This window comes from Serratia sp. CY29653, assembly GCF_052169255.1.
In the GTDB taxonomy this organism is placed as follows: domain Bacteria; phylum Pseudomonadota; class Gammaproteobacteria; order Enterobacterales; family Enterobacteriaceae; genus Serratia; species Serratia sarumanii.
Window position 1 is genome coordinate 1,046,023 of record NZ_JBJNLC010000001.1, and the last position, 13,382, is coordinate 1,059,404.

Consider the following 13,382-nt stretch of genomic DNA (forward strand, 5'->3'; position numbering starts at 1 on the left):
TTGTGATAACTCTCTGTTTGTAGTCTAAAATGACGCCGATGCTGTTATTAGCTTGCGTTTAAAATCAGCAACCACGGCAATAAATCAGAGTTCTGTCAACTTTTGCTGACAGATCGCTTCTACCGCCCGGTGCGAGGGAGTATCATCATCGTCAACGATCCCCGCACCTGCAGAGATAAGGCCAACACTGATGCGTTTGGAAGTATTTTGCGAAGACCGCCTCGGTCTCACTCGAGAATTACTCGATCTTTTGGTATCGCGCAGCATTGACTTACGTGGCATCGAGATCGATCCCATCGGCCGCATTTACCTCAATTTCTCCCAGCTGGAGTTCGATACTTTCCGCGCGCTGATGGCGGAGATCCGCCGCATCGCCGGCGTGACCGACGTGCGCACCGTCAGCTTTATGCCTTCCGAACGCGAGCACCGCGCGCTGCGCGCGCTGCTGGAATCGATGCCGGAACCGGTGTTCTCGATCGACATGAAGGGCAAGGTCGAGCTGGCCAACCCGGCGGCGCAGGCGCTGTTCAGCCTGAACGAAGACAAGATCCGCAACCAGACCGCCGGGGCGCTGATCGGCGGCTATAACTTCAGCCGCTGGCTGGAGAGCGAGCATACGGCGCCGCACTCCGAGCGGGTGGTGATCCGCAGCCAGGACTTCCTGATGGACATCACGCCCATCTATCTGGAAGACGAACAGCAGCAGCCGGCCGCGGTCGGTGCGGTGGTGATGCTGAAGTCCACCGCGCGCATGGGCCGCCAGCTGCAAAATCTGTCGGTGAACGACGATACCGAATTCGACCACATCGTCGCGGTAAGCGCCAAGATGCGTCACGTGCTGGAGCAGGCGCGCAAGTTGGCGATGCTTGATGCGCCGCTGCTGATCGTCGGCGATACAGGTACCGGCAAAGATATTCTGGCCCGCGCCTGCCATTTGCGCAGCCCGCGCGGCAAACAGCCGTTCCTGGCGCTGAACTGCGCTGCACTGCCGGATGACGTGGTGGAGAGCGAGCTGTTCGGCCATGCGCCGGGCGCTTATCCCAACGCGCTGGAAGGCAAGAAGGGCTTCTTCGAGCAGGCCAACGGCGGCTCGGTGCTGCTGGATGAGATCGGCGAAATGTCGCCGCGCATGCAGACTAAATTGCTGCGTTTCCTCAACGACGGCACCTTCCGCCGGGTCGGCGAAGAGCATGAGGTGCACGTCGACGTGCGCGTGATCTGCGCCACCCAGAAAAACCTCACCGAGCTGGTGCAGCGCGGCGAATTCCGCGAAGATCTCTATTATCGCCTCAACGTGCTGACCATCACCATCCCGCCGCTGCGCGAACGTCCGCAGGACATCATGCCGCTGACCGAGCTGTTCGTGGCGCGCTTCGCCGATGAGCAGGGCGTGGCGCGGCCCAAGCTGGCGAGCGATTTGGGCGGCTTCCTCAGCAAGTACGGCTGGCCGGGCAACGTGCGCCAGTTGAAAAACGCCATCTACCGCGCGCTGACGCAAACCGAAGGCTACGAACTGCGGCCGCAGGATATCGTGTTGCCGGAGTTCGAGGTGGAGATGTCGCTGGGCGACGAGGTGCTGGACGGCTCGCTGGACGACATCAGCAAGCGTTTCGAGCGCTCGGTGCTGACGCGCCTGTATCGCACCTATCCCAGCACCCGCAAGCTGGCGAAGCGGCTGGGCGTTTCCCATACCGCCATCGCCAACAAGCTGCGCGAGTATGGCCTGAGCAGCCGCAAAGGCGGCACCGAGGGCGAAGAATAAGAAAGGCGCCTTGCGGCGCCTTTAACGTGTTTCCAGAGCCGGCGAACGCCGGCTTTATTATTTCAGCGCAGCCAGCGCCGCGTCGTAGTCCGGCTCGGTGGTGATTTCGTTCACCAGCTCGCTGTACAGCACGTTGTCCTGGCCATCCAGCACCACGACCGCACGCGCGGTCAGGCCCGCCAACGGGCCTTCGGCGATTTCGACGCCGTACGCCTGCTTGAACTCGGCGCCGCGCAGGGTGGACAGGGTGACCACGTTGCTCAGGCCTTCTGCGCCGCAGAAGCGAGACTGAGCGAACGGCAGATCGGCGGAGATGCACAGCACCACGGTGTTATCCAGGCCGCTGGCCAGCTGGTTGAATTTACGCACCGACGTCGCGCAGACGCCGGTATCGATGCTTGGGAAGATGTTCAGGACTTTGCGTTTACCCGCGAAGCTGCTCAGCGCTACGTCTGACAGGTCTTTGGCAACCAGTGAGAAGGCCTTGGCCTGTTCGCCCTGCTGTGGCAGTTTGCCCGCTACGCTGACCGGATTGCCTTGAAAATGTACTGTCTGAGTCATTGCTAGATTCCTTTTACAGGTGTTTATACAAAGGGTATGAACCTGATGAAACGGCGCACCGGCAACGGCATTTAACATCAGGTTCACACCCTGGCGCCAGTTTATGACAACCGGGGCGGATTGGATATCAAAGTTTGCTAAATAGTTGTATATATTAGGCTGTTCTATAAAACATCACCGGCGCATCAGCCTGGCTGAATGCGCAGTTTTCGCTCAGGAGCCGTTATGAGAGACATGCGTTTTTACCCGGAAGCCTGGCCGCTGCATACCGCCTTCGTGATTGCGCGCGGCAGCCGCACCGAAGCCCGGGTGGTGGTGGTCGAAATCGAACAGCAGGGCGTGCGCGGCACCGGTGAATGCACGCCGTACCCGCGTTACGGCGAGAGCGAGGAATCGGTGATGGCGCAGCTGGCAGAGATGGCGCCGGCGATCGCACAAGGCATAACCCGCGAGCAGCTGCTGGCGCAGATGCCGGCGGGCGCCGCCCGCAACGCGCTGGATTCGGCACTGTGGGATCTGGAGTGCCGCCTGCACGGGCAGAGCCTGTGGCAGCGCTGCGGCGTGGCGGCACCGGCGCATATCCACATGGCGCAGACCGTCAGCATCGGCACGCCGGAAGCGATGGCCTTCGCCGCGCGCGAACTGGAGCGGCAGGGCGCCACGCTGCTGAAGATCAAACTCGACGATCACTATATCAGCGAACGACTGGTGGCGATCCGCGCTGCGGTACCCCAGGCGACGCTGATCGTCGACGCCAATGAGTCTTGGCAGGCGGAAGGGCTGGCGGCGCGCTGCCAGCTGCTGGCCGATCTCGGCGTGGCGATGCTGGAGCAGCCGCTGCCGGCCGGTGACGACGCCGCGCTGGAGCACTTTATTCATCCGCTGCCGATCTGCGCCGATGAAAGCTGCCACACCCGCGCCGATCTGCCGCGGTTGGGGCAGCGCTATCAGATGATCAATATCAAACTGGACAAAACCGGCGGCTTGACCGAAGCGTTGGCGCTGGCGCAGGCCGCGCGCGAACAAGGGTTCGACATCATGCTCGGCTGCATGTTGTGCACGTCGCGGGCGATATCCGCCGCCTTGCCGCTGGCGCCGGCGGCGCGCTTCGTCGATCTGGACGGTCCGACCTGGCTGGCGCGTGACGTCGAACCGGGCCTGGCGTTCGAATGCGGGGCGATCGTCGATATCGCCCCGTAAGGATTAATTCGGGTAGGTCAGCAGCTCGGTCATCGCGTCGATGTAGCGCTCGCTGGCGGCATCGGCGGAGATCGGCGGGAATTCGGCGGTGATGCACGGCAGCGACAGATCCGCGCACCAGCTGCCGAACGAACCGGGCGTTTCATAACCGACGCTGGTCACCAGTGGCAGTTCGAACTTGTGCGCCAGCCAAACGCCGAGCCGCGAGCTGGCGGGATCTTCGATGCAGGCCAGCGGCTCATGGAACGACACCACCCAGTGGGGCTTCAGGCGATGGATCAGGTGACACAGCGCCTGGGTTTCCGGTTCGGAACCGGGGCGCCCGCCGGTGGAGAGCTTGACGTCGCGCACCGGCGCCGCGCTGTTCCAGCGGTAGACGGTGTCGCCGGAACGCCAGTTGGCGGCCGGGAAGTTGCGGTTCAGATCGACGCCGTTGGCATTGGCGCGCAGCCCAAGTTGGCAGCCGTCGGGGTTGACCGCCAGCACCACGTGGTGCCGCAGCCGCTCGGGGGCGATGCTGCGCAGCGCGCAGGACAGGGTCACGATGGCGGCGCTCTCATCGCCGTGGGTGCCGGCGATGATCAGCCCGGTCTGCGGGCCGCTGCTCGCCGCCGGGAAATAGAGCAGCGGCGCGCCCAGCAGCGAGCTGCCGTAGTTCTCTCCTGCGATGGCCAACTGGCCACGTTCACTGCGTGGTCGATGTTCGGTCATGGTGTTGTCCCTGGATTAAAGGTCGAGAGTCATTGTCATTTTATTCAGTGTATTACGCTTTGAGACATCTTTCCCATCGCAATTGTGCGGCGTTTGCGCGATCTGTGACGCGGCGGCGGCGAAAACGCCAATTAAACCGCACCTGGCCTGACGCTGTTGTTATACTAACGGCAGTGCTAAGCCAATCACCCGCAAGAGGATTTAACATGCCAGTAGCCAGAATCATCGCCAGCTATAGCGAAAATGAAAATGACACCATCACGCTGCTGTGCGGCGTGGACGCTGAAAACCAGATCCGCCAGGGGGAGTGGTTCGGCGTGGTGAAAAACGACGACGGGCGCGGGGATGAATCGAACTATCCGTTCACCCTGCATATCGATTACCAGAAAGATGCCTTCTACCTCGATTACGGCTACGACGACGCCGACGCGCGCCAGCTGCAAAAAACCGATATTTCGGCCCGTCCGCTGGCCGAGAAAGGTTTTTTCACCGTGTTCGATGAAGAAGAAGGCGAAGAGTTCAGCTACCGCATCAACAGCATCCACCTTTACGACTGACGGTCGCTGCTGCAAACATCGCCCGTGCCGCCCTGCGCCGCACGGGTTTTTTATCGCCTGAATCGCACTTTTTGCAACTTCTCGGCCGTGAGCGCTAGGCCGGACGGATCTTGTGCTATATGATAAAAAATTCAGATGGTTAACGGGGGAACATCATAATGACGGGAAGAAAAATGCAACGAGGTTTTCGTTTGGCGCTTTGCGCGGCGGCGATCGGCGCCTGTATGAGCAGCGCCATGGCGGCGCAGGTTCCCCCGGGCACCGCGCTGGCGGCCAAACAGGAAATCGTGCGCCATATTAAAGACGAACCGGCCTCGCTCGATCCGATCAAAGCGGTTGGCCTGCCGGAGGCCCAGCTGGCGCGCGATCTGTTCGAAGGGCTGGTCAATCAGGACGCCAACGGGAAAGTGATCCCCGGCGTGGCCACGCGCTGGCAGACCAGCGACAACCAGACTTACATTTTCCATCTGCGTAAAGACGCGCGGTGGTCAAACGGTGACCCTGTCACGGCGAAGGATTTCGTCTACAGCTGGCAGCGGCTGGTAGAGCCGAAAAACCTGTCGCCGTTCGCCTGGTTCGCGCAGCTGGCGGGGATCCAGAACGCCGAACAGATCATCAGCGGCAAATTGCCGGCCGATCGCTTGGGCGTGTCGGCGCCGGACGACTACACGCTAAAAGTGCAGCTGGACAAACCGGTGCCTTATTTCGTCAGCCTGACGGCCAACTTCAGCCTGTTCCCGGTGAATCAGGCAGTGGTGGAAAAATACGGCAACGACTGGACCAAGGTCGGCAATCTGGTGGGCAACGGCGCGTTCAAACTGCAGGAGCGGGTGGTGAACGAGAAGCTGGTACTGACGCCTAACGATCATTACTGGGATCATGCGCATACCGTGCTGACCAAAGTGACCTTCGTACCCATCAACCAGGAATCCAACGCTACCAAGCGTTACCTGGCGGGTGACATCGACATCACCGAATCCTTCCCGAAAAACATGTATCAGAAGCTGCTGAAAGACATTCCGGGGCAGGTGTATACGCCGGATCAGCTCGGCACCTATTACTACGCGTTCAACACCCAGCGCGCGCCGACCAATGACGTGCGGGTGCGCCAGGCCTTGTCCTATGCCATCGATCGCAAGATTATCGCCGAAAAAGTGCTGGGCACCGGCGAAAAACCGGCCTATCACTTCACGCCGGACGTGACGGCCGGGTTCAAACCGGAAGTGAGCTTGCTGCAACAGCAATCGCAGGCGGAGTTGGACGCGCAGGCCAAGGCGTTGCTGCAGGCGGCCGGTTACGGCTCGAACAACCCGCTGAAGCTGACGCTGCTGTATAACACCTCGGAAAGCCACCAGAAGATCGCCATCGCCGTGGCCTCGATGTGGAAGAAGAAGCTGGGGATTGACGTCAAGCTGCAGAACCAGGAATGGAAAACTTACATCGACAGCCGCAACACCGGCAATTTCGACGTGATCCGCGCCTCCTGGGTAGGTGACTATAACGAAGCGTCGACCTTCCTGTCGCTGCTGACCTCGACCCACAGCGGCAACATCGCCAAGTTCAAGAACGCGGACTATGACAAGCTGCTGGCGCAGGCGGGGCGGGAAACCAATCCGGCGGCGGTGACCGCCGATTACAACAAGATGGAGCAGATCATTGCCGATCAGGCGCCGATCGCGCCGATTTACCAGTACACCAACGGCCGCCTGATCAAGCCGTGGGTAAAAGGCTACCCGATCACCAATCCGGAAGACGTGGCCTACAGCCAGACGATGTATATCATCAAACACTGAGTCGCTTTAATTATCGCCCTCGCTTGATGCGGGGGCTTTATTTTTTTCGACGATGAAACTAAGAAGATAATTAATTATTCCACGCGATAAACCCCGTTTAATAATAAACAGGGTTACCATCATCACAGTATTTTCGCTATTTCAGAGAGTGGTTACGCTTATAGACAGTCCCGCATGGCATCCACCACCACCCGGCCGTTCATGTCGGTTTGAGTGATGCGGTAACTGGTGGGGTACGAGCGTCGGGTGCTGAAACGATCGTGGACGGAGACCTTGCCAATCTGCAGGCCAGCGGCGTTTTTCACCACAAACTCACTGATCTCTTCCTGGCCCTGGTTTTGCAAATGGATATTGCTGATTTTTTCCAGCGTATCGCTGGCGTTTATTTTTAAATGGTCGCGTAACATAACTACCTCCTCGTAGTGAGAAAAGTATATGCCCCTAAAATTTGCGCTGAAACAGCTTTGTGTTGATTTATTATTATCATTTTGAATTAAAAATGATAGCAATATGTTAAGTCATAATAATAACGGCATTGCCAGCGCTTTATCGGCGATATTGCCTGATTTGTCGGCAAAGGTTTATTTCATTGCCGTTATTATTAGTCTGCATTAATGGGGAAAAGCGCCTGCCTGGCCGCCAGGGCGGAAAATACGCAGGCGACGTTGTGCCCGCAGCCGGGAACGATCGTTAACCGATGCGGCTTCTCCGGCGCCAGGTAATGCCGATCGTAGTCGGCGTAGGCCAGGGCGCGCTGCAATCGATAGGGGCCCTGCAACTGGGCGGCGCAGGATTTGTCGAGTATCCGATAGTAGGCGCCCGGCGCGGCGCCGGTATCCTCGGCGGCGGCTAGATAGGTGATATCGGCGGCGGCGTAACGCCGGCGGGCCGCGTCGGCGGTGCGCTGCAGGTGAGCGGGAAACGCTTCCAGACCGTATTTCCATCGGTTGGCCTGCGGACAATGGCCGGCGTCCAGCGTTTGCCAGCGAAAACGGCAGGTTTCTTCACTGCTGCAGTTTCCCCAACTGGTGGGCAGAGGGCGCAGGCGATCAAAATAGAGCCAGCTGCCGGGATCGGCCACCACATAGCGCAGACGCACTCCGCGTGGCGGCTGGGCAAAGCCGACATAATGCTGCACGAACTGGGCGCCGGCGGAAAAACCGGCCACGGTTATCGACTGCAGCGACGGCCAGCGCCGTTTCAGCTCGGCCAGCAGGTTATCCATGGCGTTGAACGAACCGGTCTTCCCGCCATTATCCAAGCCGCCCTCGATCCAGGAGCCGCAGCGCCACAGGGCGTCGCCGTCTTGCGGCTGGGGCAGACCGGCGGAATGGCAGTGGGCGGCGAGTTTTACCGGTACCTGAAACAGCGGGGCGACCAGCAAGCTGCTGTCTCCCGCGTCCTGCGCGGCGTCGATCGCCGCTTGCAACGTCCTGGCGGCGTCGCGTGGATGGCCGTGCATCACCACCAGTGCGTTACGCGGCTGGGGGGATTGAGCGTGAGCGACAAAATAAGGCAGGGAACCGGCCGCCGTCGGCGCGCGATAGGGCGTGGCGAGGCGCTCCAACACCGGCTCTGCACGAACCGATTGGCCGAACAGCAGCAGGGCGGCCATTGCGATGCACCGCAGGCGGCGCATTCTCGTCAGGCTCGGCGCAGCGCAGTGCGCATTTGTCTCAGGACTTCCCGGCATCGTTGTTCCTCACGCGCTCGTTGGTAGTAGCGATAAAAGGCGCGTTCCGAGCTGAGGTTACCCGCGCGTGCCAGCTGTCTGAAGGTCAGGTATGCCAGGCTGAACATAATGATAATAAATAATAAGCCGGGGAACAGCAGCTGCCAGCCGTCGGTGATGCGCGCATTAGGCAGATAGCTGAGTGAATGGGGCGTAATCAATACCCCTGACTGCTGCAGTCCCCATTGAGTCAACGCGGGGAGTAGTACCAGCAGCGTGACGAACAGCAAATACAGCAAAAAATAGCGACACGAAAGCAGGAAACGTTTGAAAGAGTTATTGGCGCTTGGCCGCAAAACGAAGCCCGCGGACGTGGCGCGCAAGATTTGCTGGCGGCCACCGGTGAAGCGATAACGCTCCAGCGCCGCTACGCTGTCCGGCAATGCCAGCAGCAGTTGCAGCGCAGTAAGGCCGGCGCTGCTATTGCCGAGATAGTCGCGAAATCGCAACAGGCGTATGGGGGCGCTCTGGCGCTTCTCGACGGATTCGAGCAGGTTCAGCAGCTTATCGCGGTTTTCCCGCCGAATGCGAAAAGGGGTTTTGACGACGGCGATAAACAGCGTAATGACGGTTGGTAAGACGATTTTCAAAATATCCGCGGCGCTGATTTGTAACATGCGAGTCTCCTCTCGGGCTGTCTTGCGTTCCTTGCGGCAGAAGTATAGACCACGCTTATAGGACAACGTGAAAACTGGCGTTACAGCTTGGCCTTTGATCTCCAAGGCGTTAACGCTAGACTCAGCAACATAAGCAAGACTGAGGGGATAAATGAATGGATGTGATTGAGGGGAGCGAGCTGCAGATCGCCGATGCGGTTTACGCCTACCAGCTGGACGGCAAGGGCGGCGTCACGCCGATCGAGCAGGATGACACTATCACCTGCGACGCGCCGTGCTGGCTGCATCTTGATTACGCGCACCCGGCCAGCGCCGAATGGCTGAGCACCACGCGGCTGCTGCCGGACTCGGTGCGCGAAGCGCTCTCCGGCGAAAGCTCACGGCCGCGCGTCAGCCGCCAGGGCGAAGGCACCATGATCACCCTGCGCAGCATCAACTTCAACGCCAATTCCCGGCCGGACCAGCTGGTCACCATTCGCGTGTACATCACCGATAAACTGATTGTCTCTACCCGACACCGCAAGGTGTATTCCATCGATCAGGTGGTGAACGATCTGCAAAGCGGCGCCGGGCCGACCAACAGCGGCAGCTGGCTGGTGGAAATTTCCGATGCGTTGACCGATCACACCAGCGAATTTATCGAAGATCTGCACGACAAGATCATCGATCTGGAGGACGCTTTGCTGGAGCAGCAGGTGCCGGAGCGCGGCCAGCTGGCGCTGATCCGTAAACAGCTGATCGTGCTGCGCCGCTATATGGCGCCGCAGCGCGACGTCTTCGCGCGGCTGGCCAGCGACCGCCTGCCGTGGATGAGCGACGACGATCGCCGCCGCATGCAGGACATCGCCGATCGCCTGGGGCGGGGATTGGACGATCTGGACGGCAGCATCGCGCGCACCGCCATCTTGTCCGACGAAATCACCACGGTGATGGCCGATGCGATGAACCGCCGCACTTACACCATGTCATTGTTGGCGATGGTATTTCTGCCTACCACCTTCCTGACCGGGTTGTTCGGGGTCAACCTTGGCGGCATTCCGGGCGGCGGCAATCCTCTCGGTTTTGCGGCGTTTTGCCTGATGCTGGGCGGGTTGGTGCTTGGCGTCGCCTGGTGGCTGAAGCGCAGCCGCTGGCTGTAGGCAAAAATGACGAAAACCCGGTTAACATTGAGCAATATCAACATTTAGCCGGGGGAAATGGGGCATGATCTCTCTCGCAGGTGAATGCAACGTCAAGCGATGGGCGTTGCGCTCCATAATTGTCTTACTTTCTTATTTTTGAATTACTGCATAGCACATTTGATTCGTACAATGCCGGTTTAATCACCGGCATTTTTTTATTCGGCTTTCCTCTTTTCTTCAGGCCGCGCTTTCATCCCAGAAGCTGGCTTCAATCTTGTGCCCATCCAAATCACGGACAAAGCAGCCGTAGTAAGCCTCGCCGTAGTGCGGCCGCGAGCCGGGCGCGCCTTCATCGGCGGCGCCGGCCAGCAGCGCCTGGCGATGGAATTCATCCACCTGTTGCTTGCTGGTGGCGAAAAAACCGACGTGCGTGCCGTTGCCAGGCGAGGCCGGCCGGCCGTCGATCGGCACCTGCAGCCAAAATTCCGGGTAGTCGCGGCCGTAACCGATGGCACCGGGATGCTCCAGCACGCGTCGACAACCCAAGGCGGCCAGCGTGCGATCGTAAAAGGCGGCGGCGGCCTCGAAATCGTTGGAGCCCAGCGAGACGTGGGACAGGCAGGGGGTGATATTCATTGCGCGATCTCCATATGGCTGTATAAATAAACAGTATAGGGTAAAAACGGCACCGCCCAGTAAATTTTGCGCAAACTGTGAACAGGATCGAGATCGTCGAGAGAGGGGAATGTCGCCGCTTGCAGAGGGCAAGCGGCGAGAGGGGCTTATTTGATTTCCAGCACGTTCAAACGCTCTGGCGCAGGCACCGCGTCGTCCGAGTCTTCCGGCTGCCAACCGACGGGCTGCATCGGGATGTCTTCGCGATCGAAGGCCAAATCGCCGCCGTCCACCACGGCGCTACCGTGGTGAATGCCTTTGAAATCGAACAGATTGATGTCGCTCAGGTGCGAAGGCACCACGTTTTGCATGGCGCTGAACATGGTTTCCAACCGGCCAGGGTAACGCTTGTCCCAGTCGCGCAGCATATCGCCGATCACCTGGCGCTGCAGGTTAGGCTGCGAGCCGCACAGGTTGCATGGGATGATTGGGAATTCCTTGGCGATCGAGAAGCGTTCGATGTCTTTCTCGCGGCAGTAGGCCAGCGGGCGAATGACCACGTGTTTGCCGTCGTCGCTCATCAGCTTGGGCGGCATGCCTTTCATCTTGCCGCCGTAGAACATGTTGAGGAACAGCGTCTGCAGAATGTCGTCGCGGTGGTGGCCCAGCGCGATCTTGGTGGCACCCAGTTCGGTGGCGGTGCGGTACAAAATGCCGCGGCGCAGGCGCGAGCACAGTGAACAGGTGGTTTTGCCTTCCGGGATCTTGTCTTTAACGATGCTGTAGGTGTTCTCTTCGACGATCTTGTACTCCACCCCCAGGCTTTCCAGGTAGGCGGGCAGAATATGCTCCGGGAAGCCGGGCTGCTTCTGATCGAGGTTCACCGCCACCAGGGAGAAGTTGACCGGCGCGCTCTGCTGCAGATTGCGCAGGATCTCCAGCATGGTGTAGCTGTCTTTACCGCCGGACAGGCAGACCATGATGCGGTCGCCTTCTTCAATCATATTGAAATCGGCGATCGCTTCGCCCACGTTGCGGCGCAGGCGCTTTTGCAACTTGTTCAGATTGTACTGTTCTTTCTTTGTAATTTCTTGATTTTCTTGCATTATTAACCATCTCTGGAACCAAAAGGGGCATACAAGGGGCAAAAATTTTTAAAGTGCCAGCTTACTGTTAAGCATGAGCACCTGATCGCCGTTCAGCTCTTCAATCCACGCCGCATAGACTTCATACACCATTTGCGCATTTTCATGCCCCATCTGACTCGCGATAAACGACGGGTTTGCACCAGCTGATAACAGCCAGCAGGCGAAAGTATGCCGCGTATGGTACGGATTCCGGCGACGAATGCCAGCACGTTTTACGGCGGCGTTCCAACGGTGCCCGATGCTCGATACGCTGTAATACGGTTTTTGCTCTCCTTTACGCATCCGTGGCATGAAAACAAAGTGTACGCGCTGGGTTTCTGTCCTGGACTGAACCCGCCCCGGTAGACGATCCTGCCCTATAGTTTGTGCACAGGAGGAGCGTATGGGCACACCACGATTTACACCTGAATTTAAGGAAGAAGCCGTCCATAAGATAACGGAACGCGGTTATTCCGTTGCCGAACTATCTGACCGTCTGAGTGTTTCTGCACACAGCCTCTACGAGTGGCTACGGGCTATCAAACCTGATAACAGCGAACAGCATGCCCGGGATTTACTGGAAGCCAAAAGCGAGATCCTGAAACTACGGGCACAGCTAAAACGTACCGAAGAAGAACGGGATATCCTGAAAAAGGCCACGCGGTACTTTGCAAGGGAGCCCGACTGAAGTACCGCTTTATCAATGAGCACCGCACTGTATGGGGGGATGACGATGTGTCGGGTACTGCATGTCGCCCGGGTCGGGTTCTACGCGTGGCTGCACAACCCGGTCTCGGTGGGTGATAAAGATAACCATCGTCTGCTGACGCCTATCCGTGATTCATATTCACTGAGCGGAGGCGTATACGGTTACCGGCGGGTTCATGGCGATCTGAACGAAATCGGGGAAACCTGCAGCAAAAACCGGGTGGGCCGTACTATGCAACTGAACCGGATTAAAGCTGTGCGTGGCTATAAAGCACCACGGCGTATCGTCGGCCGACCTTCAGTGGTTGCCCCTAATCGTGTACAGCGGCAGTTTACCGTTGTCCGGGCCAATCAGGTCTGGGTCACCGACATCACTTATATCCGGACCTGGCAGGGATGGTTGTATTTGGCGGTGGTTATCGACCTCTTTGCCCGTAACGTGGTGGGTTGGTCGATGAAGCCGACCCTCTCACGCGAACTGGCACTGGATGCGCTGATGATGGCGGTCTGGCGACGTAAACCGGACAGCGAGGTCATCGTGCACTCAGACCAGGGCAGCCAGTACGGCAGCGACGACTGGCAACGGTTCTGTCGGGCCAATAACCTGGCACCCAGTATGAGCCGGCGTGGCAACTGTTGGGATAATGCGGTGGCCGAATCGTTCGTCAGTTCACTGAAAAAAGAACGCATCAGGAAGAGAATATACAAAACCCGGGAGCTGGCCCGAGCGGATATCTTTGATTACATTGGAGTGTTCTACATCCGGCCCCGGCGCCACAGTCACCTCGGCGGCGTCAGTCCGGAGGCCTTTGAACAGGCCTCGGCGTGAGGACAGAATTTGTCTACGAGCATGGGGTCAGTCCAAGTTTGTTGTTTTG

Annotated in this window: 13 protein-coding genes and 1 pseudogene; 6 read left to right on the top strand and 8 right to left on the bottom strand. The window is 58.9% G+C overall.

The annotated features are described in order from the left end of the window. Positions 1 to 190 precede the first annotated feature (190 nt). Positions 191 to 1,762: a transcriptional regulator TyrR gene (gene tyrR / locus ACJ8HN_RS05130; RefSeq protein ID WP_049212551.1), complete on the top strand. Its 1,572-nt coding sequence runs from the start codon at positions 191 to 193 to the stop codon at positions 1,760 to 1,762. A gap of 57 nt (positions 1,763 to 1,819) precedes the next feature. Here the strand turns inward: tyrR and tpx are convergent, their stop codons facing one another. Further along, a complete protein-coding gene (tpx, locus tag ACJ8HN_RS05135) occupies positions 1,820 to 2,323 on the bottom strand; it encodes a thiol peroxidase (protein WP_004930536.1) in 504 nt (167 codons plus the stop codon). A gap of 225 nt (positions 2,324 to 2,548) precedes the next feature. Between tpx and ycjG the strand changes: the two genes are divergently transcribed. Continuing rightward, positions 2,549 to 3,523 (top strand): L-Ala-D/L-Glu epimerase, encoded by a 975-nt coding sequence (gene ycjG, locus ACJ8HN_RS05140; RefSeq protein WP_060438605.1) that lies wholly within the window; start codon positions 2,549 to 2,551, stop codon positions 3,521 to 3,523. A 3-nt stretch (positions 3,524 to 3,526) separates the two neighbouring features. Here ycjG and mpaA read toward each other — a convergent pair whose 3' ends face one another. Continuing rightward, positions 3,527 to 4,234: a murein tripeptide amidase MpaA gene (gene mpaA, locus ACJ8HN_RS05145; RefSeq protein WP_033648445.1), complete on the bottom strand. Its 708-nt coding sequence runs from the start codon at positions 4,232 to 4,234 to the stop codon at positions 3,527 to 3,529. Between the two features lie 206 nt (positions 4,235 to 4,440). Between mpaA and ACJ8HN_RS05150 the strand changes: the two genes are divergently transcribed. Both ACJ8HN_RS05150 and ACJ8HN_RS05155 read left to right on the top strand, forming a co-directional pair. Continuing rightward, positions 4,441 to 4,791, top strand: a complete 351-nt coding sequence (locus ACJ8HN_RS05150; protein WP_015378006.1) for a hypothetical protein — start codon at positions 4,441 to 4,443, stop codon at positions 4,789 to 4,791. Positions 4,792 to 4,949: 158 nt separating this feature from the next. Next, positions 4,950 to 6,584 (top strand): peptide ABC transporter substrate-binding protein, encoded by a 1,635-nt coding sequence (locus ACJ8HN_RS05155; protein WP_060438606.1) that lies wholly within the window; start codon positions 4,950 to 4,952, stop codon positions 6,582 to 6,584. Positions 6,585 to 6,742: 158 nt separating this feature from the next. Here the strand turns inward: ACJ8HN_RS05155 and ACJ8HN_RS05160 are convergent, their stop codons facing one another. From ACJ8HN_RS05160 to ACJ8HN_RS05170, 3 genes are all read right to left on the bottom strand, one after another. After that, positions 6,743 to 6,991: a hypothetical protein gene (locus ACJ8HN_RS05160; RefSeq protein ID WP_033648443.1), complete on the bottom strand. Its 249-nt coding sequence runs from the start codon at positions 6,989 to 6,991 to the stop codon at positions 6,743 to 6,745. 194 nt (positions 6,992 to 7,185) lie between these two features. Further along, positions 7,186 to 8,223 (bottom strand): hypothetical protein, encoded by a 1,038-nt coding sequence (locus ACJ8HN_RS05165; RefSeq protein ID WP_060438607.1) that lies wholly within the window; start codon positions 8,221 to 8,223, stop codon positions 7,186 to 7,188. A gap of 5 nt (positions 8,224 to 8,228) precedes the next feature. Then, positions 8,229 to 8,933 carry a hypothetical protein gene (locus ACJ8HN_RS05170; RefSeq protein WP_060438608.1) on the bottom strand — a complete coding sequence of 235 codons (705 nt, stop codon included), beginning with the start codon at positions 8,931 to 8,933 and terminating at the stop codon, positions 8,229 to 8,231. Between the two features lie 155 nt (positions 8,934 to 9,088). Here ACJ8HN_RS05170 and zntB point away from each other — a divergent pair, with 155 nt between their 5' ends. Further along, the gene (zntB, locus tag ACJ8HN_RS05175; protein WP_060438609.1) at positions 9,089 to 10,072 is read left to right on the top strand and encodes a zinc transporter ZntB; all 984 of its coding nucleotides are present in this window, start codon (positions 9,089 to 9,091) and stop codon (positions 10,070 to 10,072) included. A gap of 219 nt (positions 10,073 to 10,291) precedes the next feature. Here zntB and ACJ8HN_RS05180 read toward each other — a convergent pair whose 3' ends face one another. The 3 genes from ACJ8HN_RS05180 to ACJ8HN_RS05190 all read right to left on the bottom strand — a co-directional run bounded on the left by ACJ8HN_RS05180 (position 10,292) and on the right by ACJ8HN_RS05190 (position 12,252). Further along, on the bottom strand, positions 10,292 to 10,690 hold the full coding sequence (locus ACJ8HN_RS05180) for a VOC family protein (RefSeq protein WP_033634674.1): 399 nt from the start codon (positions 10,688 to 10,690) through the stop codon (positions 10,292 to 10,294). Between the two features lie 146 nt (positions 10,691 to 10,836). Then, positions 10,837 to 11,775, bottom strand: coding sequence for a tRNA 2-thiocytidine(32) synthetase TtcA (gene ttcA, locus ACJ8HN_RS05185; protein ID WP_442523118.1), 939 nt, complete (start codon positions 11,773 to 11,775; stop codon positions 10,837 to 10,839). Between the two features lie 48 nt (positions 11,776 to 11,823). Further along, entirely contained in the window at positions 11,824 to 12,252 is a 429-nt protein-coding gene (locus ACJ8HN_RS05190) for a tyrosine-type recombinase/integrase (RefSeq protein WP_442523551.1), read from the bottom strand. Here ACJ8HN_RS05190 and ACJ8HN_RS05195 point away from each other — a divergent pair. Continuing rightward, positions 12,200 to 13,333 (top strand): annotated as a pseudogene (locus tag ACJ8HN_RS05195) (IS3 family transposase). The gene ACJ8HN_RS05190 and the pseudogene ACJ8HN_RS05195 overlap by 53 nt on opposite strands. Positions 13,334 to 13,382 lie beyond the last annotated feature (49 nt).

What these genes read in the sequence shown, in the direction of transcription:
- tyrR (WP_049212551.1), top strand. Translation starts at nt 191, where the DNA reads ATGCGTTTGGAAGTATTTTGCGAAGACCGCCTCGGTCTCACTCGAGAA.
- tpx (WP_004930536.1), bottom strand. Translation starts at nt 2,323, where the DNA reads ATGACTCAGACAGTACATTTTCAAGGCAATCCGGTCAGCGTAGCGGGC.
- ycjG (WP_060438605.1), top strand. Translation starts at nt 2,549, where the DNA reads ATGAGAGACATGCGTTTTTACCCGGAAGCCTGGCCGCTGCATACCGCC.
- mpaA (WP_033648445.1), bottom strand. Translation starts at nt 4,234, where the DNA reads ATGACCGAACATCGACCACGCAGTGAACGTGGCCAGTTGGCCATCGCA.
- ACJ8HN_RS05150 (WP_015378006.1), top strand. Translation starts at nt 4,441, where the DNA reads ATGCCAGTAGCCAGAATCATCGCCAGCTATAGCGAAAATGAAAATGAC.
- ACJ8HN_RS05155 (WP_060438606.1), top strand. Translation starts at nt 4,950, where the DNA reads ATGACGGGAAGAAAAATGCAACGAGGTTTTCGTTTGGCGCTTTGCGCG.
- ACJ8HN_RS05160 (WP_033648443.1), bottom strand. Translation starts at nt 6,991, where the DNA reads ATGTTACGCGACCATTTAAAAATAAACGCCAGCGATACGCTGGAAAAA.
- ACJ8HN_RS05165 (WP_060438607.1), bottom strand. Translation starts at nt 8,223, where the DNA reads ATGCGCCGCCTGCGGTGCATCGCAATGGCCGCCCTGCTGCTGTTCGGC.
- ACJ8HN_RS05170 (WP_060438608.1), bottom strand. Translation starts at nt 8,933, where the DNA reads ATGTTACAAATCAGCGCCGCGGATATTTTGAAAATCGTCTTACCAACC.
- zntB (WP_060438609.1), top strand. Translation starts at nt 9,089, where the DNA reads ATGGATGTGATTGAGGGGAGCGAGCTGCAGATCGCCGATGCGGTTTAC.
- ACJ8HN_RS05180 (WP_033634674.1), bottom strand. Translation starts at nt 10,690, where the DNA reads ATGAATATCACCCCCTGCCTGTCCCACGTCTCGCTGGGCTCCAACGAT.
- ttcA (WP_442523118.1), bottom strand. Translation starts at nt 11,775, where the DNA reads ATGCAAGAAAATCAAGAAATTACAAAGAAAGAACAGTACAATCTGAAC.